The following is a 26,429-nucleotide window of genomic DNA, read 5'->3' on the forward strand; positions in this document are numbered from 1 at the left end:
CGTCGAAATGGTCATCTTTCCATCACAATTGCTCAAAGATTTCTCTCTAATGATATTGACAAACTTCTTGCCCTTGTGGAATGAATCAGCCCTGCTTATAAAGGGGGGCTAAGAACGCCTTATTTTCCCCCTTTTTAAGGGGGATTAAGGGGGATCTCGAATAGACCTCTTGCATAAATCAAAAATAAGAAAGAACCCCACCCCGCCAAAGCTACGCTTTGTCTCCCCTCCCCGCTTGCGGGGAGGGGTTGGGGGTGGGGTTGTTAGGGACTTTTGCAAGAGGTCTAATGACTGACTATGCACCTTAACCGAACAGTATTGCCTCACAGACGAATTACGTTAGCGAATATTCGTTCGCTCTTAGCGTCTCGTAGAGAGCGTCATTACGAATTACGAATTACGAATTATCTGTAGCTCGTTCAGTCAAATTTGCAATCATCAATACTAATTCAGTCAGGTCAAGCGGTTTAGCTAGATGCACTTGGAAACCAGCATCAATTGCCTTTTGCCGCTCTTGTTCGGTGGCATAGGCAGTGATTGCTGCTGCTGGAATTTGTCCCCCAGCTTCAGGTTCAAGCGCTCTCACCTGACGCATCAGGGAAAAACCATCTTGCTCTGGCATCCCAATATCTGCTAGAAGCAGATCGTATTTGCTAGGAGATTCAGTTAAAGCAGCGATCGCTTCCCTTGCCGATGTCACAACTACTACTTCAGCCCCAAAGTCTTCTAACATCCACTTAATTAAGTCGCGGCTATCCTTTTGATCGTCTACAGCCAAGATGCATAACCCTTCAAGGGTAAAGGGTGGATTTTTACCATCTAATATGTCCAGAGTCTCCGACAAAACGCTCGGCTCTAAATAAGTTGGCGGTGTAATCTCCGGCGGCATTAAGCGCAGAGGCAGCCTGATGAGGATGGTGGTTCCTAGTCCCTCGCCTGCACTTTGTGCTTGAACTGTTCCACCATGAAGTTCTACAATATGACGGACGATTGACAAGCCTAATCCAAGTCCCTGAGTTGTTTTGGTGCTGCTGGAATCTCCTTGGCGGAAGCGATCGAAAATGTATGGCAGCAAGTCTGCCCGGATACCAATTCCTGTGTCGCAGACTCGAAGTTCAGCATGAGTATATACAGCTTCGAGCATAACTCCCACTCGTCCACCGGCTGGAGTGAACTTAATCGCGTTAGAAAGTAAATTCCACAAAACTTGCTGTAAGCGATCGAAATCTCCGATAACCGTCGCCGAGTTCAAGTCTGAAACAATTTCAATGTTTTTCGCCTCTGCGGAAAATTCGATAGACTCGATCGCGGCATCCACGACTGAAACCAAATCGATTAGACGAGTGTTTAAATGAAGCTTTCCACTCGTAATCCGGGAGATATCGAGCATATCATCGATTAACTGAGCTTGCACTTTAGCACTCCGCTCCACCACTTCCCAGGCACGAGTGAGTGCTGAAGAATCTAAATTGCGGGTGCGGAAAAGTTGCGCCCAGCCCAGTATAGTATTGAGCGGGTTACGAAGTTCATGGGAGAGGTTCGACAGGAATTCATCTTTGGCTCGGTTGGCAATTTCCGCCTGTTGACGGGCTGATTGCTCCTGTGCTAGAAGATTAGATCGCTCTAACTCGAACTGTTTGCGATCGCTAATATCTTCAATGGCCAGCAAAATCCTTTGGACATCTCCCTGTTGAATAATTTTCCAACCATTGAGCAGCATAATTTTCTTGCCAATCCGCTCAAAACTATGCTCTACTTCCCAGTTTTCAATAGTGGTATCGTTGTCAAGAATATTTTCTAAGAGCGATCGCAGTCCGAGTAGGTTCCATTGACCGTTTCCTAGTTCAAAAATCAGAGATTCGGCTGTCTCAAATCGTGAAACCTGAAATGTTTCATAAAACGAGCGATTGGCTTTGTTCACCCGGAAATCAGAATCAAGGACGATTAACGGCACTTGTACCGTCTCCACAATCGCTTCAGCGTAATTCCGGGCTTCTTCTAACGTTGCGGCACTGCGTTTAAGACCATCAATATCTACTAACACCAACACTACACCGTCAATCTTATTTTCTGTAGTGCGATAAGGACGGATGCGGAGGTTGTACCAATGTCCCCCCAGAGTTTGGACTTCTAATTCTTTGATACTGAGTGTGTCAAGTACCTCCAAAATTAGAGTTTCTAAGTTACCAACATCGAGATTAGCTCTGATGTCGCTCAAAGGTCGTCCAGCATCGGCGGGAATTAAATTGAAAAGTCGCTGCGCCATTGGCGTAAAACGTCGAATGCGTAAGTCCAAAGTCAATATCAAAATGGGAATATTGATACTGGCAAGCAAATTCGGAAGATCGTTGTTAATTTGGTGTAATTCTTGATTTCGAGAGCGAAGTTCTTCATTGGTTGTGTTGAGTTCTTCGTTGGTTGCCTGAATCTCTTCTTTGGCAGTTTCTAGCTCCTCATTGGTGCTTTGCAACTCTTCATTACTGGAGAGGATTTCTTCATTGGCAACTTTCAGGTCTTGATTGATATGCTCCTGCTCTTGGATCACCGCTTGTAGATATTCTTCAGTTGCAGACCGCTCTTGGATGGCGGTTGCAAGTTCAAGCGTGAGCCGAACAATTTCTTGCTCTGAGTCTAGCTGCTCTAATAAACTTTCAGGATTTAGCGTGTTGACGTTGTTAACCGTGAGTGGCGCTTGTTCAAATAAAACCAGAAAGTAGAGTTCTTTGTCAGCCCCAGGCTTGAATGGAATCACTTCAAGATTGATGATTTTTGAAATATCGCCCTCTTCAATTCGTAACCTTTCTCTTCTAACTACAGTTTTTTCCCGTTGTGCCTGATAAATTGTCGCCCGTAGGTCAATGAGCAAGCCTGGGCGCACCATTTTAAATAAGTTAAGACTCGGTTTCCCAGGTACAAGTTTGAGGTATAAATCGATTTCTCCCCGAAATTGCACTACTTCCATCTTGTCGTTGATCGTCACACCCACTGGGGCATAGTGATTCAAGATTAGTTGGTCAACTTTTTTCTCTAAGTCCACCTCATCTGATGGATTCTCATTGCTAGCCTTTGATTCATCTATTTTTGCGACCGGATAATTGCTGGTAATGAACGAAAAAGTTGGACGAATTACAGTTACGTTTTTGCTATAGATTTTATACTTTTTGTCAACTAGAGTAAACAAGTCCGAATATTTACCTGTGCTTTCTGAAGTCCCTAGCAGCAAAAAGCCAGTCGGGTTAAGACTGTAATGAAAGATGGGCAATATCCGTTTTTGCAACGTTTCGTCTAAGTAAATCAGTACATTCCGGCAGCTAACTAAATCTAAGTTAGAAAAAGGGGGATCGGTGCCCAAGTCTTGCCTAGCAAACACACATAGTTCGCGCACAACTTTGTTAATTTGATATCCACCGCCCTCAAGGACATTAAAAAATCGGCGGCGGGTCTCTGGTGAGACTTCCACCATTTGATTCTCTGCATAAATGCCCATTCTCGCTTTGTCAATCGCTATTTCACTGATGTCTGTGGCAAAAATTTGGATCGGCGGCGAGGTTACTTTATCTGACAAAAACTCCAGCAAGGAGATGGCGATGGAATACACTTCTTCGCCCGTCGAACACCCAGGTACCCAAATCCGAATCGGCGACTTTGCTGATTTGTTTTGGATGATGGTAGGAAAGACTCGCTCTTTCAAGAGTTGAAATGCTTTGGGATCGCGGAAAAAATGGGTTACATGGATCAGAATTTCTTCATAGAGCGCCTTGACTTCACCCGGATTATTTTGCAAATACTCGGCATAATCCTGCAAGCGTTCTAGTTTATACAACAGCATTCGGCGCTGGATTCGGCGCTCGAGGGTGTTGGGCTTGTAGTGGCTGAAGTCAACGCCAGTTTGCGATCGCAATAACATAAATATAGTCACCAGGGCATCTCCCAGTTCGGGCAACTTCTCAATTGCGATCGGTGGTAATGAGTCAGAAATAAAAGGATTGCGACTGAGGTTTCCCAGTTCCTCGGCAATTTGTTGAGGTGGCAGAATAAAATCGACATTCCCACTGGCTACAGCAGTATTGGGCATACTATCGAATTTTGCCGTGTCTTCGCACTGAGCAAAAGTCACCCCTCCGGCTTCCTTGATTGCCTTCAGCCCCAGTGAACCATCTCCATCCGCTCCAGATAGAACCACTGCGATCGCTTTGTACCCTCGCTCTGCTGCCAATGAAGTGAAGAACGCATCCGCAGGCATATATTTACCCTGAATTTTCTCTCGCGGCGTGAGTTGCAACACTCCATTAGACAGCATCATCTTAGTGTTAGGCGGAATAACATAGACCTGGTTCGGTTCTACAGTCACGCCGTCTTGCACTTCATTGACGGGCATTTGAGTTTCTCTTCCCAGAATCTCGCTCAATAGACTCTTGTGGTTAGGGTCTAAGTGTTGAATCAGCACAAATGCCATCCCTGTATCAGCAAGCAAATGTTTGAGTACTTGCGTAAATGCCTCTAATCCACCCGCAGAGGCGGCAATGCCAACGATGGGAAATAAAGCATTTGCAATGTCTTGTTGCTTCATATCGAACGCTTCATTAGCGGTAGATTCAGATACAGGTTGCTCAGAAGGTTGCTCGGATGTCATAAAATAAAGTTTAGCACTGCAATGGTTTAGCAACTAAGGTGATTTTTTAGAACAAAATACCTATGTTGACGAGTTTCGATTACTTTGACTTCGCTCAGTACAAGTTCGCTCAACTCTCAACTACTCAGTTAGTTGAGCGTACCCCTGCGGGGAAGCAAGCTACGCGTAGCGTCTCGCAGAGAAGTCGAAACCAACGGCTATGGTAAATTTATTACCATAATTCACCTAAAAGGATGTCTGAGAAGTATTAAATATTTCTTGATCCCCCTAACCCTCCTTAAAAAAGCTACGGTCTACACACAAGTCTCTTGATCTGCACCTTTGATGCATCGCCCTGCACCTTTGTTGCATCGCCCTGCACTTTTGTTGTATCGACTCGCACCTTTGTTGCATCGCCCTGCACCTTTGTTGCATCGCCCTGCACTTTTGTTGTATCGCTCTGCACCTTTGTTGTATCGACTCGCACCTTTGTTGCATCGACCTACAAAAATTAACTCACCCTACGTTCCGCAGCAACTTTAAAAGACTTGTGTGTACACTGTAGCCTTAAAAAAGGGGGGAATAAGAGTCTTAAAGTCCCCCAATTTATCGGGGGCGGGGGATTTACCCGCATTTCTCACAAGCTTGAGGGAAGGGGCAGAGGGGAAAGAACTTGTACAATAACTCTCCCCTGCTCCCCGGTCACTGAGCGTAGCCGTTCGCGCAGCGTCTCGTAGAGAAGTGCTGCACCCCTGCTCCCCTGCTCCCCTGCACAAGCATAGGCTTTGAGCATCGGTGAGAAATCCAGGTTTAGGGGGATCTCCAAGGTTTAGGTGTATACGAAAAAACTTTTCAGACATCCTCTAAATCCAAGTCACTGCCAAGAAGTAAGAAGCTAGAATAAATCCAACCCCAATAATTCCGCTACTCAAAAGCAAAACTAATTGAGTTAAGTCATTGATATGATAAATCCTGAGATTAATCCTATCGTTTATCAAGTTAATTAGTAGTACTTGAAAAATATTTATCCTTATCGATAAATGATCCATAGTATTAGAGGATGTTTGAAAAGTCCTCTTGTTGGTATCAAAACTTTTAGATCCCCCTAAATCCCCCGATAAATTGGGGGACTTTGATTCCGGTTCCCCCCTTTTTAAGGGGAGCCAGCGCGGTCTTCTCCCAAGGGGAGACGCCAAGGGCGATAGCGCAGCGTTAGCGAGTGCGCGAGCGTCTGGGGGTTTCCCCCATGAGCGACTGGCGTGGGTTAGGGGGGATCAAAAGTGCCTAAATTCACAGCGAAATACTTTTCAAACAACCTCTTAATTCTCAAAACTTAAATTACTATATCTAAGACATTAATTAAAGCTAGTTCGCATGAGGATGAGGATTATTAGCAATTGCTAAAATGCCAAGTACAGCAACAAAATTATCAACAACTACGGGTTTAGCAAAGCATAGACTAAACCCAGCTAAAAGAGCGTGTTGATACATATCTTCTGTTACAGTGCTTGTCAGAGCGATCGCTGGCACTACTTTCCCTCACTCTCCCGTAAGTGTTCTCACTTGGTGAATCAGAGCATAGCCATCCTCCTTTGGCGTGGAAATACCATTCAAGAGGACATCAGGTTGCCATTGCACAAATATTTCCAGAGCTTCTCCTAAAAATGCTGCTTGCACTGATGTGGTCGCCCTGCACAAAAATGGTGAGCGGGTTATTACCTTTGAAAATCTCTACTCTCTTACCAGCTTTCATTACAGCGATTACTACCCTAAAGACACTAAATTTTATTGCAGCATCAATTATTTATTTGACCTATTAAAGACAATTTTATTATTACTATTGACGATAACATCTTATTGTTAGAGTTTATGTTTGAATAGATGTTTTAATAACGTATATTTTATCTAATATGTATATTTTAAGGAACAAATTTTCTGACATAAAAAATAAGTTATTCCAATGAACAGAGAAAAAATTACACTACGATCGGCGTGGTAATGCGGCATATTTGTACGTAATCAAGACTGAAGACATTTCAACCCATGTTGCACCAACGATTCACTTGTGTGGTGATAAATTCCGTATTTTTGGGCTAAAAACGGTCAAATATGTTACTGGTATTATGGCGATCGCTATTGTCAAAATACTTGAAAATCTTAGGTAAAAAACAGAGTTAATAAAGGGAGAAGGTTCAGTAAATAATTATTTAACTTAAACCTTCTTCCTAAATAAACTTTCACCTATTACATTCCCGTCAAAATCTACTTACTTGAGCAACTTGTTACAGCGAGGAAAACCTCGATTGCGCTGTACTAATCTAAAGTCTTTTTAACTTCATCTTTGATATTTTCAGTGGTGTGACGAACTTGGGCTTCAGCTTGTTTAGCTTTACCTTCAGCTTTATCTTTAGGATCGCCAGTTACTTCGCCAATTGCCTCTTGTACTTTACCTTCGACGTTTTTAGCGAAAGCTTTTGCTTTATCTTCGATACTCATATTTTTTGTTCCTAAAGTATGTTGCGTAGTCATTAGTTATTGCGTGCTTGAAAAGCGTTGCAATATCTATAGATTACTTTTAAATAACTTTTGATTCTTCTATCTGACGATGTTTTTATAACAAATATTTGTATCCATTGTACATAACTATTTAATGGTTAAATTCATCTTGAGAATTCAACTAATATTCAAAAGAGAGAAAGATACCATTATATTGTTCAGTCTTAAGACAAGATAATTTATAACTTCAGGTAGACAGCCACGATCGTAAACCGCAACTTGGCTTATTACCACTGGATATGGTAAATACAGCGCTCTTTTGGGGGTGAGGGCAAAACGTTGTCACCAAGCAACCCAACAAAGTCCTGCAAATGTTGGGTTTCGTTCTTAGCAAAACGTTACTCTCAGATGCCGATGCTGATTTGTATCAACTAGCGGTAGATTACGCCAAAGCAATGGGAAACCTAGTCAAGCGCTATCCTGATGATTTGGATGCAGCGACATTTTATGCTGAAAGCCTGATGGATCTGCATCCTTGGCAGCATTGGACAAAAGATGGTAAGCCACAGCCAGATACAGAAGAAATTGTGGCTGTTTTAGAATCAGTTCTCAAACGTAACCCGAATCATGCCGGAGCTAATCATTACTATATCCATGCAGTAGAAGCCTCACCTTCTCCAGAACGGGTCCTTGCCAGCGCTAACCGACTCGGAACTCTAGCCCCAAAGAAAAAGACTCGCGATGCTTGCTGCGGTAAGCATCGCAGTTGGTTTGATGGCGGGTTCTCCAAAAGAGTATAAGTCACAATAGTTTTATATTTGTTGCCTGACTCTGCCTTTCGTATTAAAATTTTGAAGTAATACTTCATGGTGAATCCAGTCAAACGTTCAATTCCGATATTAAAGATGCGCCCCTGTATGTCTGATTTTCTATATCACCCTACAGAATTTATCTTATTCCATTTCCAACCCCTTTTTGCGGTGGATTGTACTTAGGGTATGTAGGGGCGGGCGATGGCTTAGGTGCGATCGCATCACTAGTTAACTATCTACTGGGTGCAAAGAGTTGGCTCGTATGTCATCCTAGATTTATGAGAGTTAATTCAGTGATGTCTTTGGTTTTAGTATTGAAAGGCTTTTTCCTTTTAGTATTTACAGACTTCTGAGAGAAATTAAAATCTCTACACAGTGATGATTTTGGAGAGAATCGATGTCAATTTATGTAGGTAACCTCTCTTATGATGTTACACAAGAAGATTTAAGTGGTATTTTTGCAGAATATGGTACTGTAAAGCGCGTTCAAGTACCTACTGACCGTGAAACAGGTCGTCCGCGCGGCTTTGCTTTTGTGGAAATGGGAACTGAAGCTGAAGAAACTGCTGCCATTGAAGCTCTTGACGGTGCTGAGTGGATGGGTCGTGACCTGAAAGTGAATAAGGCTAAACCCAAGGAAGACAGAGGTGATAGAGGTTCCTTTGGTGGTGGTAACAGAGGAGGATACGGCAACCGCGGCGGTGGCGGTGGCGGTGGCGGTGGCGGACGATACTAACCTTGGAAACAAAAACTTACCAAGAGTCTTAAGGTCAGACAAACAAGAGTCTGTCTTTTTTTTGTAATGTTACCGCCTGCATAGCCATTGATGAAGTCAACTTAGTAGGAGAAATAATGACCCAAGTAATTGTAGGTGACAATGAACACATTGAATCAGCCTTACGACGATTTAAACGAGAAGTTTCCAAGGCGGGAATTTTCCCAGACATGAGAAAGCATCGTCATTTTGAAACACCCTTAGAAAAACGCAAGCGCAAAGAAGTTGCCAAGCACAGACAAAGCAAGAGAAGTTTTCGTAACTAAGGGCTGAGATACAGCAGAATTCAGGAGTCAGAATGGGCTACGCCCCGCTGCGCTAACAGGAGTCAAACAGGTTTTATACCTTGCTTTGAGACTTAGCTTGTGTACTTAACCTTCCTGGAAATCCGCTGTAAATATGAATGAATTCCCTCATAGATTCTATGAGGGTTTTTCTTTTGTCTATTTTAAAATCAGGAAACCTAAAGAAACGCTAAAATCAAGTCAGCCTTTGTATTGTAGCGGTTGTGTCCCACATCACTCAGAGTGCGGTTCACTGCATAAATCCTGATTGTCAACGTCCTTATCCTCAGCCTTGGGGAAACAAATTTTGCAACAGCTGTGGCGCACCGCTAGAGTTGTTAGACCGCTATGTTCCACTTCAGCCCTTGGGATCGGGAGGATTTGCTCAAATCTACACAGTTTGGGATGAAACAACTCAAACAGAGAAAGTATTAAAAGTATTGGTAGAAGATTCGCCCAAGGCACTGGAATTATTTACCCAAGAAGCGGCGGTTTTATCTAATTTGCACCATCCGGGTGTCCCCAAAGTCGATGCCGAAGGGTATTTTCAGGTACAACTGTTTAACCCCAAACCCCACCAACTGCCTTGTCTGGTAATGGAAAAAATCAATGGACGGACTTTAGAGGAGATATTAAAAAAGTTTCCCCAAGGGTGTCCAGAGAGTTTGGTTTTAAACTGGTTTGCCCAAGCTGTGCAGATTTTACAAGAATTACACAAACGTCAGATTCTTCACCGGGATATCAAACCTTCTAATTTAATGCTGGGCACTTCTTTGCCATCTGTAACCCCGTCTCCAGGGCAAGCAGAGGGCGATCGCTTAGTGTTAATTGATTTTGGCGGAGCGAAACAATTTAGCGCCTCTAAGCTGCGTTCTAAGTCTAGTTCCACACGATTATTTTCTTCTGGCTACAGTCCACCAGAACAAGTGACTGGAGGTATTGTTGGGCCAAGTGCCGATTTTTATGCTCTTGGTCGAACGGTGATCGAACTACTAACAGGCAAATACCCGCTAGAGTTGGAAGATCAGCAAACGGGTAAATTGCGCTGGCGAACTACGGTAAATGTCAACCCGCAACTAGCAGATTTGCTGGATGAGATGGTGCAGGAGGATGTGCGATCGCGTCCCGCAAATGCAGCTATAATTCAAAAACGTTTGGCGAAGATTTCTCAACCATTACCGCCACCAGGGTTATTTGCTCAACTGCAAGACAAGATAAAACTTGCCTCAACGCAAGTTTCCCAGAGATTTACACTGATAACACAAGCTATTGAACAAGTTTTAGCTAACTTTAGCCAAGCTGTTACCAAAACCGTTATTTTTATCGCTCAGACAATCGTCAAAATTTTCCAAGCTTGTTTGGCGACAATTTGGGCGATGATCTTGAGTACTATCGGCGCTTGTTTTGGTGCGATCGCTGGTTTTATTTTGGCCTATCGCACCAGCTTGGGGCCTCAGATTGTGGAATTGATTGGGAGTCAGCTAAATCAATTAGTACCAAATACTCAACCCGTCTTCGGGGCAGATATTTTGGTGTTCGTCGCCGCAGGCTGGGGAACCGCATGGGGACTGACAGTATCTGGGTGTTTTGGTCAACGGCGGCGGTTTTTAGTGGCTTCCCTGATGGGCATAATTAGCTATGGCTTCGGCTGGTTAATTTTGCAATTAATCACCCCAAAAGATAGCGGCGAGGGCTTAATGGCAGTGATTTTAGTGGCAGTTTGCCTACTCACCTTGAGTTTAGGACTTCGCAGCCATCATGTAGTGTACGCCGTGTTCGCTGCTTTTGGGAGTGCGATCGCCTATGCCGTTTTAATTCTTTTGAAGTTAGCACCTTCAATTTTCCAATTTACCAGTCAACCAGCTTGGTCAGAGTTATACTTGCCTCTGACTTTTTTTGGCTCTGTAGGCTTCTTTATCAGCTTCTGGTTAGGAGTGAGTTACTACCTAATTGTCCCTGGATTGCGCCTTTTGGGATGGCGATGAAGAAGGCAGGGGGCAGGGGGCAGGGAGGGGAGCAGGGGAAGAATTAATAACCAATGCCCCATTTCCAATGCCCCATTCTCCAATGCCTAAAAACAAGATCCCCCTAGTCGTATTTTTATCGAGCTAGGGGGATCACATATTTGGTAGTCTATAATTGGTTCGGTATAGTTCCTTACGATTTGATTCTATAGCCTATATTTCAGTTTGAGTAGTCTTACTATGAGAATTTATGGTATTTTTACAGCTTCTTAATCAATGCTTCATCCCTGTACTTCCTTAGAGAAGCAGTATATGTAAGGATGACAGTACGTAATGTTCGTAACTTGTCATTTTTGTAAATATCAGTAAAAAGTATGAAATTTAAGATTGTTGCCACCGTCTCCCTGTTAGCTTGTTTAGGGTTTGCAGAGCAAGCTCTTGCGTTAAATCAGCTAGACTTGGATCAGTTGAAGGCAACAAGTGCCTGTCCTCGGTGTAATTTGAGTGGCGCTGACCTAAGTAAGCTGAATCTAACTGGAGCAAATTTGCGAGGGGCTGACTTGAGCGCAGCTACATTATCTCAAGCTAATCTCACAAATGCCGATCTCACCGGTGCAAATTTAGAAGGTGCGGTTTTAAATTCGGCGAATCTCAATGGTGCTTCTTTAACAGGAGCAAATTTAAAATCAGCATCCCTGGAAAATGCCGATCTGTCTTTCGCCGGCTTCATCAGTGCCAATTTAGAAGCAGCAAACTTAAAAGATGCCAAATTGCAATTTACTAATTTTCGGGGTGCTAACTACCGATTAACAACTTTAAATAATGGTGTTGTCACCTCCGACAAACCTTATGGCTGGTCGTTAGAGCGTCAAAATCCCAGAGAATGTAACGAGTACAAACCTGAAAATACTCTAGGCACAACCTGCTACTCAAAATAAGCTGGCGTATGGGGCACAAGGGGCACAAGGGGCACAAGGGGCAGAGGGGAAAAACTTACTGCAACTTCTCCCCTGCTCCCCTGCCTCCTGCCTCCTTCAACCACTATCCTTGTATAGCAAAAGCATTTTGTTTGTTAACAGTTCTTTATCATGGGAAAAAAGCCTATAGATTAATTGAATCGATGCTTACCCATATAAAAGACTTAGCAGCAAAACTAGCGCCTCGCTTAATTGAAATTCGCCGCCACATCCACTCTCACCCAGAACTCAGCGGTCAGGAGTACCAAACAGCAGCTTTTGTAGCTGGTGTTTTGTCTTCCAGTGGACTGCACGTACAAGAGGGAGTTGGCAAAACGGGAGTTATTGGAGAACTCCAAGGCACTAGCCAAAATGACCGTTTATTGGCAATTCGCACTGATATGGATGCCTTGCCAATTCAAGAGGGTACTAATTTAGAATATGCCTCTCGTGCAGATGGGATTATGCACGCTTGCGGTCACGATGTCCATACCACTGTGGGGTTAGGAACAGCGATGGTACTGTCCCAAATGGCAGAGGAGTTGGGTGGGAAAGTGCGGTTTTTATTTCAGCCAGCTGAAGAAATTGCTCAAGGGGCAAGCTGGATGGTGAAAGATGGAGCGATGGAAAATGTCTCAGCTTTATTAGGCGTTCATGTTTTCCCTTCTATACCCGCAGGTTCTATTGGTGTGCGTTACGGGGCTTTGACAGCCGCCGCTGATGATTTAGAGATTCAGATTATGGGAGAATCTGGGCACGGGGCGCGTCCCCATGAGGCGATTGATGCGATTTGGATTGCTTGCCAAGTGATTACTGCAATGCAACAAGCCATCAGCCGGACACAAAATCCTTTGCGTCCTGTAGTACTGAGTATCGGGAAGATTAATGGTGGCAGAGCGCCGAATATAATTGCGGATAAAGTGCAGTTATTGGGAACCGTGCGATCGCTTCATCCCGAAACCCGCGCCCAGCTGCCGAACTGGATTGAAAATATTGTATCTAATGTTTGCCATACCTACGGAGCTAAATATCAAGTCCATTATCGCCAAGGTGTACCCAGCGTCCAAAATGATTACGCCCTGACGCAATTGTTACAGTCAGCAGCAGAAGAAGCTTGGAGTAGCGATCGCGTTCAAGTCTTACCCGAACCTTCCCTTGGTGCTGAAGATTTTTCGATGTATTTGGAACACGTCCCTGGTTCTATGTTTCGCTTGGGTGTCGGCTACAAAGAAAGAATCGTTAATCACCCTTTACACCATCCCCAATTTGAAGTCGATGAATCTGCCATTATCACTGGGGTTGTAACTATGGCATACACAGCTTATAAATACTGTCAGCAAAATTCGTAAACAAAAACTCCCAGCAGATAAGCACTGGGAGTCTTTGTTTAACTAACTTTTTTTTAGCGGATATAGAAAGTTCAAAAGCATTCTATACATTCGACTCGCTAACAACGCCCAATTTCTCTTGAATTCGAGTCTTAGCGGCTTTGAATTCAGTAGCCCATTGCTCAGTTTGCTCAGTACTCAAGTTATTGCGAATGGCAGCGAATAGTGTGCTTTCTTCTTGACGAATATGATCGCCAAGTTCATCCAACAGCTGTTTGGCTTTATCTTTGAATTGAGGTGAAGATGGGCTAATAGCCTTGATTTCCTCTAATGCCTGCTTCACATGAGCTTGCTCGTCAAAAAGTTCTTGAGTGTTATCTTGACCGTAGAAAGAACGTACTCTTGGATATACTACTTCCTCTTCAGCTTCGGCGTGAGCAGTTAGATCCTTATAAATTTGACCAAAGTACTCTTGGATCTTTTGTGGATCGTTGCTTTGTAGTAGTTCGGTGAACAGGGTATTTACCTTGTTGTGATCGAGGCGGATGACATCTTGGATATTTAGATCCTTTTTGTCGCTGTTTTGGGTGACAGCACTACCTACCACACCACTGACTGCGGCCATAGCGTCTTGAACACGTGCCCAAATTCCTTGATCTGCATCTTGTCCAGTGAGTTCGCGGACACCCAGAATTTCCAGAATGCCTTTGAGTTGCTCTTGGTGAGCGCGGTTCTCAAAGTTAATAGTATTCAAAGGCCCAATTGCTAGCAACACATCAGCGCCAACTTTTTGAGCAGCTTTGTGAACTATCAAGCCACTCATTACTATTTGATGTTTCAGCAATTCATGCTGAGAGACTTTCTCATACAGGCTCAACTCAGAACCTTTGAACAATTCGCGAGCTTTTTCAATGAATTGTGTAATAGTTTTTTTGGGTTCAGCCTGAATCCCATATTGACCAATTACGGTTTCTAAAATACCAAGGTTTTTTTCATCGTCATTTATGAAATTTCGGATGCGATCGGCAATCTCAGCATCAAGCCCTTGCGTCAAAAGCGATTGTTCATTTTCGATGACCAACTGTTGGAGAGCTTTAAGACTTGCAAGTTTTACGGCAATAGCATTGCGTTTCGTATCATCTAAAGTAGTTACCATCTGTGTTCTCCGTCGGCAAAGTGTTCATAATTCTTACTGATATAACCTTGACACAGAGGTTAGGGAGATTCCATCTTTCTTTTGAGCGATCGCTCTCACAACTATGGGTAGAGAAATAAAACTTTTCGTTACAAAAAAATAGAAGCGATCGCTTCTATTTTTGATTGCCATCAAATCAAGCAGTTTACTATTACATTAAAATTGAATAGATTACCAGTTTGAAAGCAATCTATATCTTTAGAATGAAAATTAACACCAAAAAAACTACTTCTTATTCAAGAGGGCAAAATCGTAACCAGTCCCACTAGAACAAGACTCACAACGCTCAATTTTGACAAGCATTGCTTCTCCTTGACGCTCCCCGGAGGACGAAAACTGAATCATTCCGGTTGCTCCAGATGTTGAAAAAGTGGGATTAGACAATGCCCTTTGTAATCCTTCGCGGGTACTGTCTTCTTTTAATCCAGCAATAATTGCTTGGAGTGCATCATAAGCTCCTGCCGTTCTCTGATTTACTTGAGCATTCCAAAGCTGAAAGGCATTTTTTGCAAATGGGTTATCTTTATTAGCATCACGATGCCAATACACAGGTAATACCATTCCTTCGAGATCCTTGCCATTTTGTAAGGTTGTTGCACTGTACATAGTTTCAGAAGCAAACAGTGGCTTTCTACCTTTAACCTCTTGTGCTACCTTGGTGGCAAAGTATATATTTCTGATTGAAGGCATTAGTAAAAAGCCACTTGCATTTTCTGTTTCTATGGCTTTATCCACAAAAGCTCTAGGGTCAAAATTCTTATCGGCTAAATTGCAAGGCGTACTAATAACGTTGCTGCCATATTTTTTGATAGCTTGAGTGTACTGTTCTACAAGTATCTGATTTGATGAAGAGGTGGAATTATCTCTTGAACTACGAACATCGCCACAAATAGCAACATTTCTTGCTTGTCGAGCAATGTAGCGAGAATGAGTATCTACTAAATTATCATATAACGGATTTACATGAAACAAGTAGTTAGTTGTGGAACTATTAGGCTGACTATTTATTGTATTATTATTTAATTTTTCAGGATTTTCTGCTTGATTTGGTAGCTCGACGGGTAAGACTAAAACCAAACCTTTCTCTTTATATATTTCTGCTTTACGTCTAACACCCACGGCGGCTACAAGGCTTTTATCTTGAGCTAATTCATTATCTAGCCGTGTAGAATCTTCTCTATTATCAGCACTTGCAATTACAATTTGCAATTTTTTACCATTAATTCCTCCTTGGGTATTAACTTCATTTTGAGCTTGAGCTACACCGCGTAAAATTTCTTCTGCTAAACTAGGATCGAAGCTAATTGGTGCGACGATCGCAACTTTTATTGCTGACGAATTATCCCGTTCTATTTTGGCATTGTTTAAATAAATTAAAGTTTCTGGATCATTGCGATTATTTTTCAGAGAATCAGTAAATTTTTTAACGGCAGTACTGAAATCTTTCTCAGCAAAAGCTTTAACTCCATCTGTTTTTTCAGGAGATGTTTGCACTTTCACCAAAATCCTTGTACCCAAATTCATTAATGACGACTTATTTGTAAATGAAGATGAAGTTTGTGTGGGGTTTGATGTTGTTACGATAGTAGAAGAAACTTTGCTAATTAGCCATAAAATAGCTCCTACCATTACCCCAGCTATACCAAGTGAAATAAGCAGTCTCAAGTTTTCTTTTTTATTTGTCATGAATAATTACCAAGATTTTACAAAATTTATCTGTAATAAAGAGATTTATGAAAATTGAACAAAACCAAAAAATTAAAGATATTTAGAAATAAGTTTATTGATTATTTCAGACACACCGACAATAATAACTGTAAATAAACCTGCCAGAATAACTAGCAATCCTACGAGCAGCAGGCCATTTAAACCAGCTTTGAAAAGATTATTGGTTAGGAGATTTCTGAAAGTAAAGACAACGAGTAAATTTGCGACGATAGCAATAAGAATTAAATAAGCTTTGTCCAGAAGTGGGCGAGATTGAATAAAGACTAATCCTCCTAAAATTAGTAACCACAATGCAGAGCTAATCCAAGTAGTTCCGAGGAAACTTATAAGTGCGATCGCTAAAAATGAACTACCAGATCCAGCTATTATTGCTCCAGACAATAATCTACTGTTAGATAATTGTGGTAGATATCGAGTTGATTGATGTTGATTTTGTGGTTGCGATCTCGACCGCAGAGTAGGTGGAATAACTGTAGGAGCCGATGTATACCTTAGCGGTGGCAACTTCTTCAAGTCTTGTAAGACAGCCTGTGCAGATTGATAACGCTGTTCGTGATTTTCTTGTAGTGACTTATTAAGAATCATCTCTAATTCTTGACTTATGGGTTGCGTTAAATGCCGCCGCCAACTAGAAGTCCAACCATAGCCTTGTTTCATCCACAAACTCGAAGGAGAGATATTAGTCAGCAGATGAAAGCAAGTTATTCCTAAACTGTAAATATCACTGGAAGGAAAAACTTTACCCGCTTGCATTTGCTCAATCGGTGCGTAACCTAATGAACCTATAATTGTCCCTATCGCAGTATTTGTAGGTTCCGTTTTCTGCTTTGCCACCCCAAAATCAATTAGTACTAATTTTCCATCATTTTGACGGCGAATAATATTTTCTGGCTTAATATCTCGATGAATTACTTGTTGTTGATGTATGTCTACCAATACAGATAATAAATCTTTTAAAAAATCTCGAATCTTGGCTTCATTAAAAACTCCTTGTTGTTTTAACTCTTGCAACAGATTTTGCCCTTCGATAAACTGCTGCACTAGATAAAGATATTCAGCTTCCTTAAAATATGCATACAAATTGGGGATTTGGAGATGTTCTCCTAGTTCTTTGAGGCGTTTGGCTTCGCGTTCAAACAACTCAGTCGCTTTTTTATGTGCCTGACTACCCTGACTGCCATAAAATTGACTTAGAACCAATTGCTTAACAACACATCGTTCATTGAGCTTGTCTATATCTTCGGCGATATATGTGCGTGCAAACCCTCCTCTCCCTAATGGCGAGATGATTCGGTAACGATTTCTCAAAAGTGATACCAACTCTGTGCCGCAACTGAGGCAGAAATTTGCCCCGTCAGGATTTTGGGGATTCTCGCAATTAGGATTTAGGCAGCAGACCATATAATTATCGCTGTCATTTTATTAGTTTTTAGAATATACCTTACATTCCCTAGAAGCATTACATTGTAAAGTCTCTACATAGACAATGGCGACGCCGAATAGCCCGTCGTACACATCGCTTCTTACTCTCTTAAACAATTAACCCCGCTCTACATTGTGAGAATTCTGTGTAAGTTGAATATTTTTGTAGAGATACCCACCCCATTCTAGTCAAGAAAAACCAGACTTGGCGATCGCTTCTCTTTGATCCCAAACACGAAATAACCTGACTTTTAGCAGCCAGGAACTTCATCTCTCTGGGACAAAGATCGCACTTTTCACCAAAGTATTTCAATGAATAAATTCCTCTATGCGAATCAACCGCAATTCTCAAAAGCAATACTGCCCTTCAGGTAACACCTGTTTGTCACAGACGCTTTTTTTATCCCACCAATGCCGTAATTACCACACATCTACATTGTGGGGTTTACAAAACTCCCCGCAATTGTGACGATTACGCTAGAATTATTAAAGGTTCTTTACAGAGTTTGCCGATCGTTCTCAATTCTGTTAAAACAGCCTAGCATTCAAATGTAAATCTTATAAACACCCTCTAGAGTTCACCAAAAGCTTCTATGACGCTCCCAATTCGCAACGTCGCCATTATCGCCCACGTTGACCACGGCAAAACCACGCTGGTTGACGCACTCCTCAAACAATCCGGCATTTTCCGCGAAGGCGAAGACGTTCCGGATTGCGTTATGGACTCCAACGCCCTAGAACGGGAACGGGGTATTACTATCCTGTCCAAAAATACAGCAGTTCGCTACAAAGAAACACTAATTAATATTGTTGATACTCCTGGACACGCTGACTTTGGTGGTGAAGTTGAACGCGTACTCGGTATGGTTGATGGATGTCTTCTGATTGTCGATGCCAATGAAGGCCCCATGCCCCAAACGCGCTTTGTCCTCAAAAAAGCCTTAGAAAAAGGGCTACGCCCCATTGTTATCATCAACAAAATCGACCGTGGTCAAACTGACCCCCACGTTGCTGTTGATAAAGTTTTGGATCTGTTCTTGGAATTAGGGGCAGACGAAGACCAATGTGATTTTACCTATCTGTTTGCCTCCGGTATGGCAGGTTTCGCCAAAGAAAGCTTGGAAGCAGAATCGGTAGATATGCAACCCCTGTTTAATGCGATTCTGCAACACGTTCCACCACCAGTAGGCGACAGCACTAAGCCTCTGCAATTGCAAGTTACAACCCTAGATTATTCTGAATATCTGGGACGGATTGTCATTGGCAGAATTCACAACGGTACTATCCGCTCAGGACAGCAAGCGGCTTTAGTTACAGAAGATGGCACCATTGTCAAGGGTAAAATTACCAAATTGATGGGCTTTGATGGACTGAAGCGCGTAGATATGGAAGAAGCAACCGCAGGTTATATTGTGGCGGTGGCTGGTTTCGCTGATGCTTATATTGGGGAAACGATTACTGACCCCAATGAACCGCAAGCTTTACCACTAATTAAAGTGGATGAACCAACGTTGCAAATGGCCTTCTGGGTGAATGATTCGCCCTTTGCTGGTCAAGAAGGCAAGTTGGTGACTTCCCGTCAAATACGCGATCGCCTATTTCGCGAACTCGAAACCAACGTGGCTTTGCGTGTCGAAGAAACCGATTCTCCCGATAAATTCCTCGTTTCTGGTCGTGGAGAACTCCACCTGGGTATCTTAATTGAAACCATGCGTCGGGAAGGCTTCGAGTTTCAGGTATCTCAGCCACAGGTAATTTACCGCGAAATCAACGGTCAACCTTGCGAACCTTTTGAACTCTTGGTATTAGACATTCCTGCTGATGGTGTGGGTAGCTGTATCGAACGCCTGGGACAACGCAAAGGCGAAATGCAAGATATGCAACCAGGTAGTGGCGATCGCACCCAACTAGAGTTTGTCATTCCCGCCCGTGGTTTGATTGGTTTCCGGGGTGAATTCATGCGGATGACTCGTGGCGAAGGCATCATGAACCACAGCTTCTTAGACTACCGTCAAATCAGTGGCGATATTGAAGCTCGTAACAAAGGCGTTTTAATCTCCTTTGAAGAAGGTGTTTCTACCTTCTACGCCATGAGAAACGCCGAAGATAGAGGAGCATTCTTTATCACTCCCGGCACAAAGGTTTACAGAGGGATGATTGTGGGAGAACACACTCGTTCCCAAGATTTGGAACTAAATATCTGTAAGACCAAGCAGTTAACTAACCACCGGGCTGCTGGTGGCGATGAATTAGTTCAATTGCAAGCACCAATAGACATGAGCCTAGAGCGTGCTTTGGAATACATCGCGGCCGATGAATTGGTGGAAGTTACACCCCAATCAATTCGTCTGCGGAAGATGTCGAAGAAGTTGGCGAAACGCTAAGTCATATTTAGTTTATTGAATTAAAAGCCCGCATTAGCGGGCTTTTTAATTTGTTAGTTACACCTACCTATCTAATTAGGTTAGGATTCGGCTTGCTATGAAAGATTAAGTGATCAGATGTATCTTTGTAATATAATTTCACTCTGGACGTTTGTGTAAGTGGCGAAGGATGAACAATAAATGGTCAGTTCTAATAGTGCATTGAACATGGCACAAATATCTCTAGATGTTAAAATTGCAAAGCAACAAGTCGGTGAAGAAAAGTTGCAACCTTTAACACAAGGATTTCAACTGCAATATACACATACTCATGGACAGCTTTATCAAGGTAATTCAATTGATTGGCTGGCATCGCTTGATAGTGAAAGTGTTGATTTAGTTTTTGCTGACCCACCTTATAACATTAAAAAAGCTGATTGGGACAACTTTGAGAACCAAGAGAAATATATTGAGTGGTCAATTCAATGGATTAGTCAAGCTTCACGTATTCTAAAGTCAACTGGCTCTTTTTATATTTGTGGTTTTTCCGAAATCTTGGCTGATTTAAAACATCCAGCATCAAAATATTTCAAAAATTGTCGTTGGTTAATTTGGCACTATAAAAACAAAGCTAACTTAGGTAGTGATTGGGGACGTTCCCATGAAAGCATCATTCATTTTCGTAAATCCGATGCCGTTAAACTAAGTATTGACGATGTGCGAATTCCTTATGGCGCACATACATTAAAATATCCATCTCACCCGCAAGCAGAGACAAGTGCCTACGGAAAGGGAGCAATCAAGAAACACAATAACTGGACACCTAACCCAAAAGGTGCGAAGCCCAAAGACGTAATAGAGATTCCTACTACTTGTAACGGGATGGGTGAGACAACACCCCATCCAACTCAAAAGCCAGAAGAATTATTGAGAAAATTTGTTCTTGCATCATCCAAAGAAGGAGATTTGGTCGTTGACCCATTTTCAGGCTCAGGAACAACTCTTGTCGTTGCAGAGCAACTTAACCGTCACTGGATGGGATGCGATCTAAATATTGAGTACAACTGTTGGGCAACTAGACGATTAGAAAATGTCCGTCGCATGACAAAGGAAGAATGGATAGCCTTTGATCGTAAAAATGCCGAACGAAGAGAGTCTATCCGATGAGTCTAAAGGATTTGGTACATCACGCAGTAGACAAAGAACGTTTTCAGACTATTCAAAGTTACATTACCTTTTGTAGAAATTATCTACAATTTATAGAGACGGGTTTACAAGCCAGAATTGTTTCACAAAATGAAAATCATTACCAGTTTTATCAATATCGAGATGATGGTTATTACAATATTACTCGCCCGATAAATACTCAGTTAATGTATGAGGCAGAAACATTTGATATTGCTTCTAATCAGTTTTTGCAAGCTCTTGAACAGTTGCGAGAGAGACAGTTACCTGATGACTCATTGAGACAGGTTGTCATTTCTACCATTTATACAGTTCAGCAAGCTATTGGGGCTACCCTCGACGCATTACCTTCTGGAAAGTCTAATCAAGCTCGTAAAGTGAATGGGGATCTTTTCGAGCGTCTAATTCGTCTTTTGATTGCATCTCTCAACGTAGATTGCGTTTCTGGAACAGTACAAGTTCCAGTTAGAGACGAGAGCGGATCAATATTATTTCATACTAGCTATCAGCATGACTTGTTAATCAGTAAAGACGACGAACTAAAGATAATTGGTTCGGTTAAAACTTCGAGTAAAGACCGTATTGATAAAATTTTTGTAGATAAGTTTTTATACAACAAGCTAACCAGCACTGCTTTGCCTCACATTGCAATTTTCTTGAACGATGTGCAGAGAAAAAAAGCAAAGCAGCAAAATCATTATGGTATTAATGCAACGTTTTTACCAGGGCACTTCAAAGCTTACACCATCAAACTAAATCCACTTGACGGTGTATATTACTGCGATATTCGTCCGAATATGATTACAGATTCATTGCTTTCACAACACATCCAGACCATTGACAACTTATTTTATCGCGATATTTGGCAGTTACTCAGTAGTGATGGGCAGTCTTTGGAAGAAGTTGAAATTGAGGAAGGTAAGAACGAGGAAACAGAATAATAGTGAAGTTTATTGCGATCTAATAATTAGATACCGATGAGAGCGCAGTTGAAAGGTTATCGATGATGAGCGATCTCGCCCATTAATTCAATCACTGCACAAGCCAAGCCATTAGGTGTAGCCCGTCGTAGACCTCGCTAACCAGTAGGCATTCTTACAGAAAGCGATTGCCCTTGCTGTGGATTTAGTCAAATCTTTGAGTAACAATGAAGAGGGCTGAAAAAGGCAATTATCATGACTATTCGTGAAACTGCGATCGCCAATTTGCAGCATAGATTTACAGTGCGATCGCCCTTGCCGTGCATTTAGTCAAATCCTTGAGTAAAAATGAAGAGGACTGAAAAAGGCAATTATCATGACTATTCGTGAAACTGCGATCGCCAATTTGCAGTATAGATTTACACTGTGTAGGTGTAGCCCATCGTATACCTAGCCTCTCCGTACTGCTTTAATTTCACAAAAATAAGATAAGACTGATATATTTAAGGTAAATAATTTTCATCTAATAATTGAACAAGAGTGTAAGGACACTTTTCTAGAAAAATAGTTAAATCGGTTTTAATTTTCACAAAATCAACCGCACTTTGATAAATATTCTCTAAATCATCCTGTAACTTGTTTATTAAATTCGTCGTTAAATGATTATTTAAGTCATATCTAAAGGTTTTAATTTTTCCAATCCAATGGCGATGGTTTCTTTCATATTCCACATGCCAATATTGGAGTAATAATATATGTATAATAATTTGCCTTAAAAGACTTTTGGCTTTAGCTAAATCTCTTTTGCCCAAACTGATTAATTCCTCAATTAAGTTTTCTAAATCAAGTTTGTTAAACTGTTTTTCTTTTAATAATTTAATAGTTTCTTCTAGCCATAAATTTTCATCGGTTTCATAGAGTTGTTTTAAGTTGGTAGTAATTGTCATATTTTTACCTTCTACCTACATTCGATAATTTAATCATATACAATTATAAATTTATAGATGCAAACCACCAAAATCCAGAGAATTGGTAAAGACTATCAATGCACCAAGTTAATTTGAAAGAAGCTGAGACTCGTCTAGCAGAATTAATTGAAGAGGCGGCTGGTGGAGAAGAAGTCATCATCACGCGTAATGATGGGACATCTTTCAAAATTGTGCCACTTAATGTAGAGTTACGCCCCAAGTTTGGTAGTGCTAAGGGTTTAGTAAAAATGTCAGATGATTTTGATGAGCCGTTGGCAGATTTTGAGAAATACGCTCAATGAGGCTCCTGCTCGACACCCATACGTTTTTATGGTTTATTGAGGGCAGTTTCAATCTCAGTGAGACAGCAAAAAACCTGATTGAAGATCAGGAAAATCAAAGGTTTCGATAAGGACATCAGACACAACCCCAGAGACACTGTGAATTTGGGGTGGTGTTGGGTTAAAAAAGAAACATGAAAATCATTAAACCCATCACCAATTGGTTAGAAACCCGCGCTTGTGCCCCTACTTATGGCGGTTGGGTGCTAGCAGCAACGGCTATTTGTTTTTTTGGCGCAGGTATCAATACGATGGCTGGTTGGCTTTACGCCATTAGCGGCATCAGTTTTGCCCTTTTGGGTGTAGCAGCCATCTTACCGCCGCGATCGCTCACAGGTCTATCCATCACCCGCCGTCCCATGCGGCCAGTGTCAGCAGGCGACGATCTAACGGTGGAATTAGAAATCTGCAATCAGACACAGCAGCCTGTAAGCTTATTGCAAGTTGAAGATATACTGCCCTTTATCTTAGGGAAACCAGTACAAAAGGCAATCGAAACAATTCCTAGCCAAGGTAGTTACCGTTGGGTATATTACCACCCGACTCAGCGCCGGGGTGTTTATCGCTGGAATACAGTAGAACTCGGTTCTGGTGCGCCTTTGGGGTTATTTTGGTGTCGCCGTCAGCGTGATTGTGCTGCTACAGCGATCGTTTATCCTACAGTGTTACCCTTGGCTACTTGTCCCTTGGTAGATGAAATGGGGCAAGAAGAGAGCAAAAGGGGCGATCCTCGTGGTAGACCCTTGCAGACAGCGACAACAGGGCTGGTGCGATCGCTCCGTCCTTATCGTGTAGGAGATCCCACCCGTCTGATTCACTGGCGGACTAGCGCCCGTTATGGCGAATTAAGGGTGCGAGAGTTGGAAATGGTAACAGGTGGACAAGAAATAGTTATTGCCCTTGACAGTGCTAGCAATTGGGAAGAAGAAAACTTTGAACAAGCAGTAATTGCCGCAGCATCTCTGTATTTTTATGCACAGCAACAACAATTAGAGGTGCAACTGTGGACAGCATCAACAAATCTAATCAAAGGCGATCGCTTTGTACTAGAAACCTTAGCAGCAACCGCAGCCTTAGAAGATGTCAGTTCAGTTGTTCCTAAAAGCTACCCTTTGATTTGGCTGACTCAAAACCCCCTGAGCCTTGCTAAACTTCCTCAAGGTAGTCGCTGGGTTTTGTGGCCAAATATTTCTGCACCAGCTGAACAAGAGGTAATTAATTGGGAGCATCCTGGTATAGTTTTGCAAAGCGATGGCCCACTGCAACCCCAGCTACAAAAAACATTACATTCATAAATCAATTCAAATTTTATAATTTCAAAGACTGCTGACAAGTTCAGCTTCTGCGATTTCTGAGATTTTCTCCGATCCCAGCACACCGGATATATCAGCCTTTGAGCAAAGGTAAGACAATTTGAGCAGGTCAGGTTGGGGAAATACACCCAGTAATCCCTTAGTGAGGCTGAGGTACAATGCAAAGAAATATTTAAATTATGAACGACATGATCGCATCAGAACATAACACAAAATCCAGCGATAAAAGCCTAGAGGCAATGCGGCATTTTTCCGAACAATACGCCAAGCGTACTGGAACATACTTCTGTTCTGAACCTTCTGTCACCGCAGTTGTGATTGAAGGGCTAGCCAAACATAAAGACGATCTGGGTGCGCCTTTATGTCCTTGTCGCCATTACGAAGATAAAGAAGCTGAGATTCACGCCACATATTGGAACTGTCCTTGTGTGCCAATGAGAGAACGCAAAGAGTGCCATTGTATGTTATTCCTCACCCCTGACAACGAGTTTGCTGGAGAAAAACAAGAAATCTCTCTGGAAACAATCAAAGAAGTACGAGACAGCATGGGATGAGCGAAATCATCCCCCAAGAGTTTTGGCAAGGCGTAGAACAGTTCAATTCTGGAGAGTTCTACGCTTGTCATGACACTTTAGAGGCTTTGTGGATTGAAGCTAGCGAACCGGAAAAAAGCTTTTATCAAGGCATTCTCCAAATTGCTGTGGCACTGTATCATTTGGAAAATCGGAACTGGCGAGGTGCTGTAATTCTATTGGGAGAAGGCAGCAATCGCCTACGCCGTTACCCATCTAGTTACGGCGGCGTTGACGTAGATGAGCTATTGAGTCAGAGCGCAGCGTTGTTGACGAATTTACAACAAATAGGGCCAGATAAAATTGCTGCTGGCGATCTGGGCGAAAATCAAATCTTATCTTTGCCTAGAATTGTGCTGATAACTGATTAGACTTCAGGTGAAATTAATTTGCGTTGCCCGAAATCCCTGGTAGGCAATAATTCATCTAACCGACGACTTCCCGTACCACTACGTGGAAGCAAGCTACGCGTAGCGTCTACGTTAAAAGAAGAGTATTGTGCTTACGTCATTTTCACTCAGATGTCAATTACCTGAAACCTTGAGGTTGGGGGTAGCGTCACTATTTCAGCCAGTAGTTATCGTAAATCACTCCAGATTGTATATTTCATATCTGGATAAAGTACTTGAGATAATTAGAATGCAAGCTGAAATCCTAAATCCCCAATTGCTATGATGCCCTGCTATCAATTGCCCTTATCCCAGATGCGTCGCTTTGGATTAGCTTTAATGCTGCCAGCTGCACTTTTGGGCACTTTTGCCTTCCCTACCCAAGTGCAAACTGCTACTGCACAAACATCTCAGGCAAATCGCCCCCTGACTATCCGCGCTGATGTGCAAGAATATGACGCTAAAAATCAAGTAATTACCGCTCGTGGTAATGTGCAAATGTTGTATCCGGCTCGCCAACTTCAGGCAACATCTGCCCAAGCACAGTATTTTAGTAAGGAACGCCGCATTGATTTCAGTGGTAACGTCTATATTTTGCAACAGGGCGGTAATAGTATCCGAGCAGAGAAAGTAACCTATTTAATTGATGAAGGGCGATTTGTGGCTTTACCCCAATCCAACCGTCAGGTAGAGTCTATCTACATGATCGAGGAATCAAATAATAGCGGACAAACTGCGACACCTGCCCCACAAACACCACCTTTGAAGCCTTCTAATTAGCATTTACCACCAAGAAAGGGTGCTTC

Annotated in this window: 26 protein-coding genes; 16 read left to right on the top strand and 10 right to left on the bottom strand. The window is 42.3% G+C overall.

What is annotated here, in order from left to right; all coding sequences use genetic code 11:
• Nucleotides 1–397: 397 nt before the first annotated feature.
• Nucleotides 398–4,633, bottom strand: a complete 4,236-nt coding sequence (locus V7K44_RS09440; protein ID WP_334930835.1) for a chemotaxis protein CheB — start codon at nt 4,631–4,633, stop codon at nt 398–400.
• A gap of 324 nt (nt 4,634–4,957) precedes the next feature.
• Here V7K44_RS09440 and V7K44_RS09445 point away from each other — a divergent pair, with 324 nt between their 5' ends.
• Nucleotides 4,958–5,155 carry a hypothetical protein gene (locus V7K44_RS09445; RefSeq protein ID WP_334930837.1) on the top strand — a complete coding sequence of 66 codons (198 nt, stop codon included), beginning with the start codon at nt 4,958–4,960 and terminating at the stop codon, nt 5,153–5,155.
• Nucleotides 5,156–5,249: 94 nt separating this feature from the next.
• Here the strand turns inward: V7K44_RS09445 and V7K44_RS09450 are convergent, their stop codons facing one another.
• From V7K44_RS09450 to V7K44_RS09460, 3 genes are all read right to left on the bottom strand, one after another.
• Nucleotides 5,250–5,438 (bottom strand): hypothetical protein, encoded by a 189-nt coding sequence (locus V7K44_RS09450; protein ID WP_334930838.1) that lies wholly within the window; start codon nt 5,436–5,438, stop codon nt 5,250–5,252.
• A 539-nt stretch (nt 5,439–5,977) separates the two neighbouring features.
• The gene (locus V7K44_RS09455; RefSeq protein WP_334930840.1) at nt 5,978–6,142 is read right to left on the bottom strand and encodes a hypothetical protein; all 165 of its coding nucleotides are present in this window, start codon (nt 6,140–6,142) and stop codon (nt 5,978–5,980) included.
• 9 nt (nt 6,143–6,151) lie between these two features.
• Nucleotides 6,152–6,289, bottom strand: a complete 138-nt coding sequence (locus V7K44_RS09460; protein WP_334930842.1) for a hypothetical protein — start codon at nt 6,287–6,289, stop codon at nt 6,152–6,154.
• Nucleotides 6,290–6,621: 332 nt separating this feature from the next.
• Here V7K44_RS09460 and V7K44_RS09465 point away from each other — a divergent pair, with 332 nt between their 5' ends.
• Nucleotides 6,622–6,777: a hypothetical protein gene (locus V7K44_RS09465; RefSeq protein WP_334930844.1), complete on the top strand. Its 156-nt coding sequence runs from the start codon at nt 6,622–6,624 to the stop codon at nt 6,775–6,777.
• Nucleotides 6,778–6,925: 148 nt separating this feature from the next.
• Here V7K44_RS09465 and V7K44_RS09470 read toward each other — a convergent pair whose 3' ends face one another.
• Nucleotides 6,926–7,108, bottom strand: a complete 183-nt coding sequence (locus V7K44_RS09470; RefSeq protein ID WP_322675236.1) for a CsbD family protein — start codon at nt 7,106–7,108, stop codon at nt 6,926–6,928.
• Between the two features lie 371 nt (nt 7,109–7,479).
• Here V7K44_RS09470 and V7K44_RS09475 point away from each other — a divergent pair, with 371 nt between their 5' ends.
• The 6 genes from V7K44_RS09475 (at nt 7,480) to V7K44_RS09500 (ending at nt 13,248) form a co-directional block, all read left to right on the top strand.
• On the top strand, nt 7,480–7,908 hold the full coding sequence (locus tag V7K44_RS09475) for a hypothetical protein (RefSeq protein ID WP_334930847.1): 429 nt from the start codon (nt 7,480–7,482) through the stop codon (nt 7,906–7,908).
• Nucleotides 7,909–8,317: 409 nt separating this feature from the next.
• A complete protein-coding gene (locus V7K44_RS09480; RefSeq protein WP_334930849.1) occupies nt 8,318–8,656 on the top strand; it encodes an RNA recognition motif domain-containing protein in 339 nt (112 codons plus the stop codon).
• A gap of 116 nt (nt 8,657–8,772) precedes the next feature.
• Nucleotides 8,773–8,961 (top strand): 30S ribosomal protein S21, encoded by a 189-nt coding sequence (gene rpsU, locus V7K44_RS09485; RefSeq protein ID WP_012407716.1) that lies wholly within the window; start codon nt 8,773–8,775, stop codon nt 8,959–8,961.
• Nucleotides 8,962–9,203: 242 nt separating this feature from the next.
• Nucleotides 9,204–10,964 (top strand): serine/threonine protein kinase, encoded by a 1,761-nt coding sequence (locus V7K44_RS09490; protein ID WP_334930851.1) that lies wholly within the window; start codon nt 9,204–9,206, stop codon nt 10,962–10,964.
• A 353-nt stretch (nt 10,965–11,317) separates the two neighbouring features.
• Nucleotides 11,318–11,881: a pentapeptide repeat-containing protein gene (locus V7K44_RS09495; protein WP_334930853.1), complete on the top strand. Its 564-nt coding sequence runs from the start codon at nt 11,318–11,320 to the stop codon at nt 11,879–11,881.
• Between the two features lie 182 nt (nt 11,882–12,063).
• Nucleotides 12,064–13,248, top strand: a complete 1,185-nt coding sequence (locus tag V7K44_RS09500) for a M20 family metallopeptidase (protein WP_334930855.1) — start codon at nt 12,064–12,066, stop codon at nt 13,246–13,248.
• A gap of 82 nt (nt 13,249–13,330) precedes the next feature.
• On the opposite strand, the gene V7K44_RS09505 is transcribed toward V7K44_RS09500, so the two are convergent.
• From V7K44_RS09505 to V7K44_RS09520, 4 genes are all read right to left on the bottom strand, one after another.
• Nucleotides 13,331–14,383 carry a hemerythrin domain-containing protein gene (locus V7K44_RS09505; RefSeq protein WP_334930857.1) on the bottom strand — a complete coding sequence of 351 codons (1,053 nt, stop codon included), beginning with the start codon at nt 14,381–14,383 and terminating at the stop codon, nt 13,331–13,333.
• A gap of 33 nt (nt 14,384–14,416) precedes the next feature.
• On the bottom strand, nt 14,417–14,554 hold the full coding sequence (locus tag V7K44_RS09510) for a hypothetical protein (protein WP_334930859.1): 138 nt from the start codon (nt 14,552–14,554) through the stop codon (nt 14,417–14,419).
• A 93-nt stretch (nt 14,555–14,647) separates the two neighbouring features.
• Nucleotides 14,648–16,108 carry an ABC transporter substrate-binding protein gene (locus tag V7K44_RS09515; RefSeq protein ID WP_334930861.1) on the bottom strand — a complete coding sequence of 487 codons (1,461 nt, stop codon included), beginning with the start codon at nt 16,106–16,108 and terminating at the stop codon, nt 14,648–14,650.
• Nucleotides 16,109–16,180: 72 nt separating this feature from the next.
• Nucleotides 16,181–17,551, bottom strand: coding sequence for a serine/threonine-protein kinase (locus tag V7K44_RS09520; RefSeq protein WP_334930863.1), 1,371 nt, complete (start codon nt 17,549–17,551; stop codon nt 16,181–16,183).
• 614 nt (nt 17,552–18,165) lie between these two features.
• Here V7K44_RS09520 and typA point away from each other — a divergent pair.
• The 3 genes from typA (at nt 18,166) to V7K44_RS09535 (ending at nt 22,061) form a co-directional block, all read left to right on the top strand.
• Nucleotides 18,166–19,956, top strand: coding sequence for a translational GTPase TypA (typA, locus tag V7K44_RS09525; protein ID WP_334930864.1), 1,791 nt, complete (start codon nt 18,166–18,168; stop codon nt 19,954–19,956).
• Nucleotides 19,957–20,163: 207 nt separating this feature from the next.
• A complete protein-coding gene (locus V7K44_RS09530; RefSeq protein ID WP_334930865.1) occupies nt 20,164–21,102 on the top strand; it encodes a DNA-methyltransferase in 939 nt (312 codons plus the stop codon).
• Nucleotides 21,099–22,061: a hypothetical protein gene (locus V7K44_RS09535; protein ID WP_334930867.1), complete on the top strand. Its 963-nt coding sequence runs from the start codon at nt 21,099–21,101 to the stop codon at nt 22,059–22,061. The genes V7K44_RS09530 and V7K44_RS09535 overlap by 4 nt, the downstream gene beginning before the upstream one ends.
• A gap of 482 nt (nt 22,062–22,543) precedes the next feature.
• On the opposite strand, the gene V7K44_RS09540 is transcribed toward V7K44_RS09535, so the two are convergent.
• Entirely contained in the window at nt 22,544–22,987 is a 444-nt protein-coding gene (locus tag V7K44_RS09540) for a DUF29 domain-containing protein (RefSeq protein WP_334930869.1), read from the bottom strand.
• A 98-nt stretch (nt 22,988–23,085) separates the two neighbouring features.
• On the opposite strand from V7K44_RS09540, the gene V7K44_RS09545 reads away from it, so the two are divergent.
• The 5 genes from V7K44_RS09545 (at nt 23,086) to V7K44_RS09565 (ending at nt 26,403) form a co-directional block, all read left to right on the top strand.
• On the top strand, nt 23,086–23,310 hold the full coding sequence (locus V7K44_RS09545; protein WP_334930871.1) for a type II toxin-antitoxin system Phd/YefM family antitoxin: 225 nt from the start codon (nt 23,086–23,088) through the stop codon (nt 23,308–23,310).
• Nucleotides 23,311–23,483: 173 nt separating this feature from the next.
• On the top strand, nt 23,484–24,644 hold the full coding sequence (locus V7K44_RS09550; protein WP_334930873.1) for a DUF58 domain-containing protein: 1,161 nt from the start codon (nt 23,484–23,486) through the stop codon (nt 24,642–24,644).
• Between the two features lie 206 nt (nt 24,645–24,850).
• Nucleotides 24,851–25,216 (top strand): ferredoxin thioredoxin reductase catalytic beta subunit, encoded by a 366-nt coding sequence (locus V7K44_RS09555; protein ID WP_334898252.1) that lies wholly within the window; start codon nt 24,851–24,853, stop codon nt 25,214–25,216.
• Nucleotides 25,213–25,605 (top strand): DUF309 domain-containing protein, encoded by a 393-nt coding sequence (locus V7K44_RS09560; RefSeq protein ID WP_334930875.1) that lies wholly within the window; start codon nt 25,213–25,215, stop codon nt 25,603–25,605. Before V7K44_RS09555 ends, V7K44_RS09560 begins: the two co-directional genes overlap by 4 nt.
• Before the next feature lie 300 nt (nt 25,606–25,905).
• On the top strand, nt 25,906–26,403 hold the full coding sequence (locus V7K44_RS09565) for an LptA/OstA family protein (protein WP_334930877.1): 498 nt from the start codon (nt 25,906–25,908) through the stop codon (nt 26,401–26,403).
• Nucleotides 26,404–26,429: the final 26 nt, after the last annotated feature.

The organism is Nostoc sp., assembly GCF_036917235.1.
Classification (GTDB): domain Bacteria; phylum Cyanobacteriota; class Cyanobacteriia; order Cyanobacteriales; family Nostocaceae; genus Nostoc.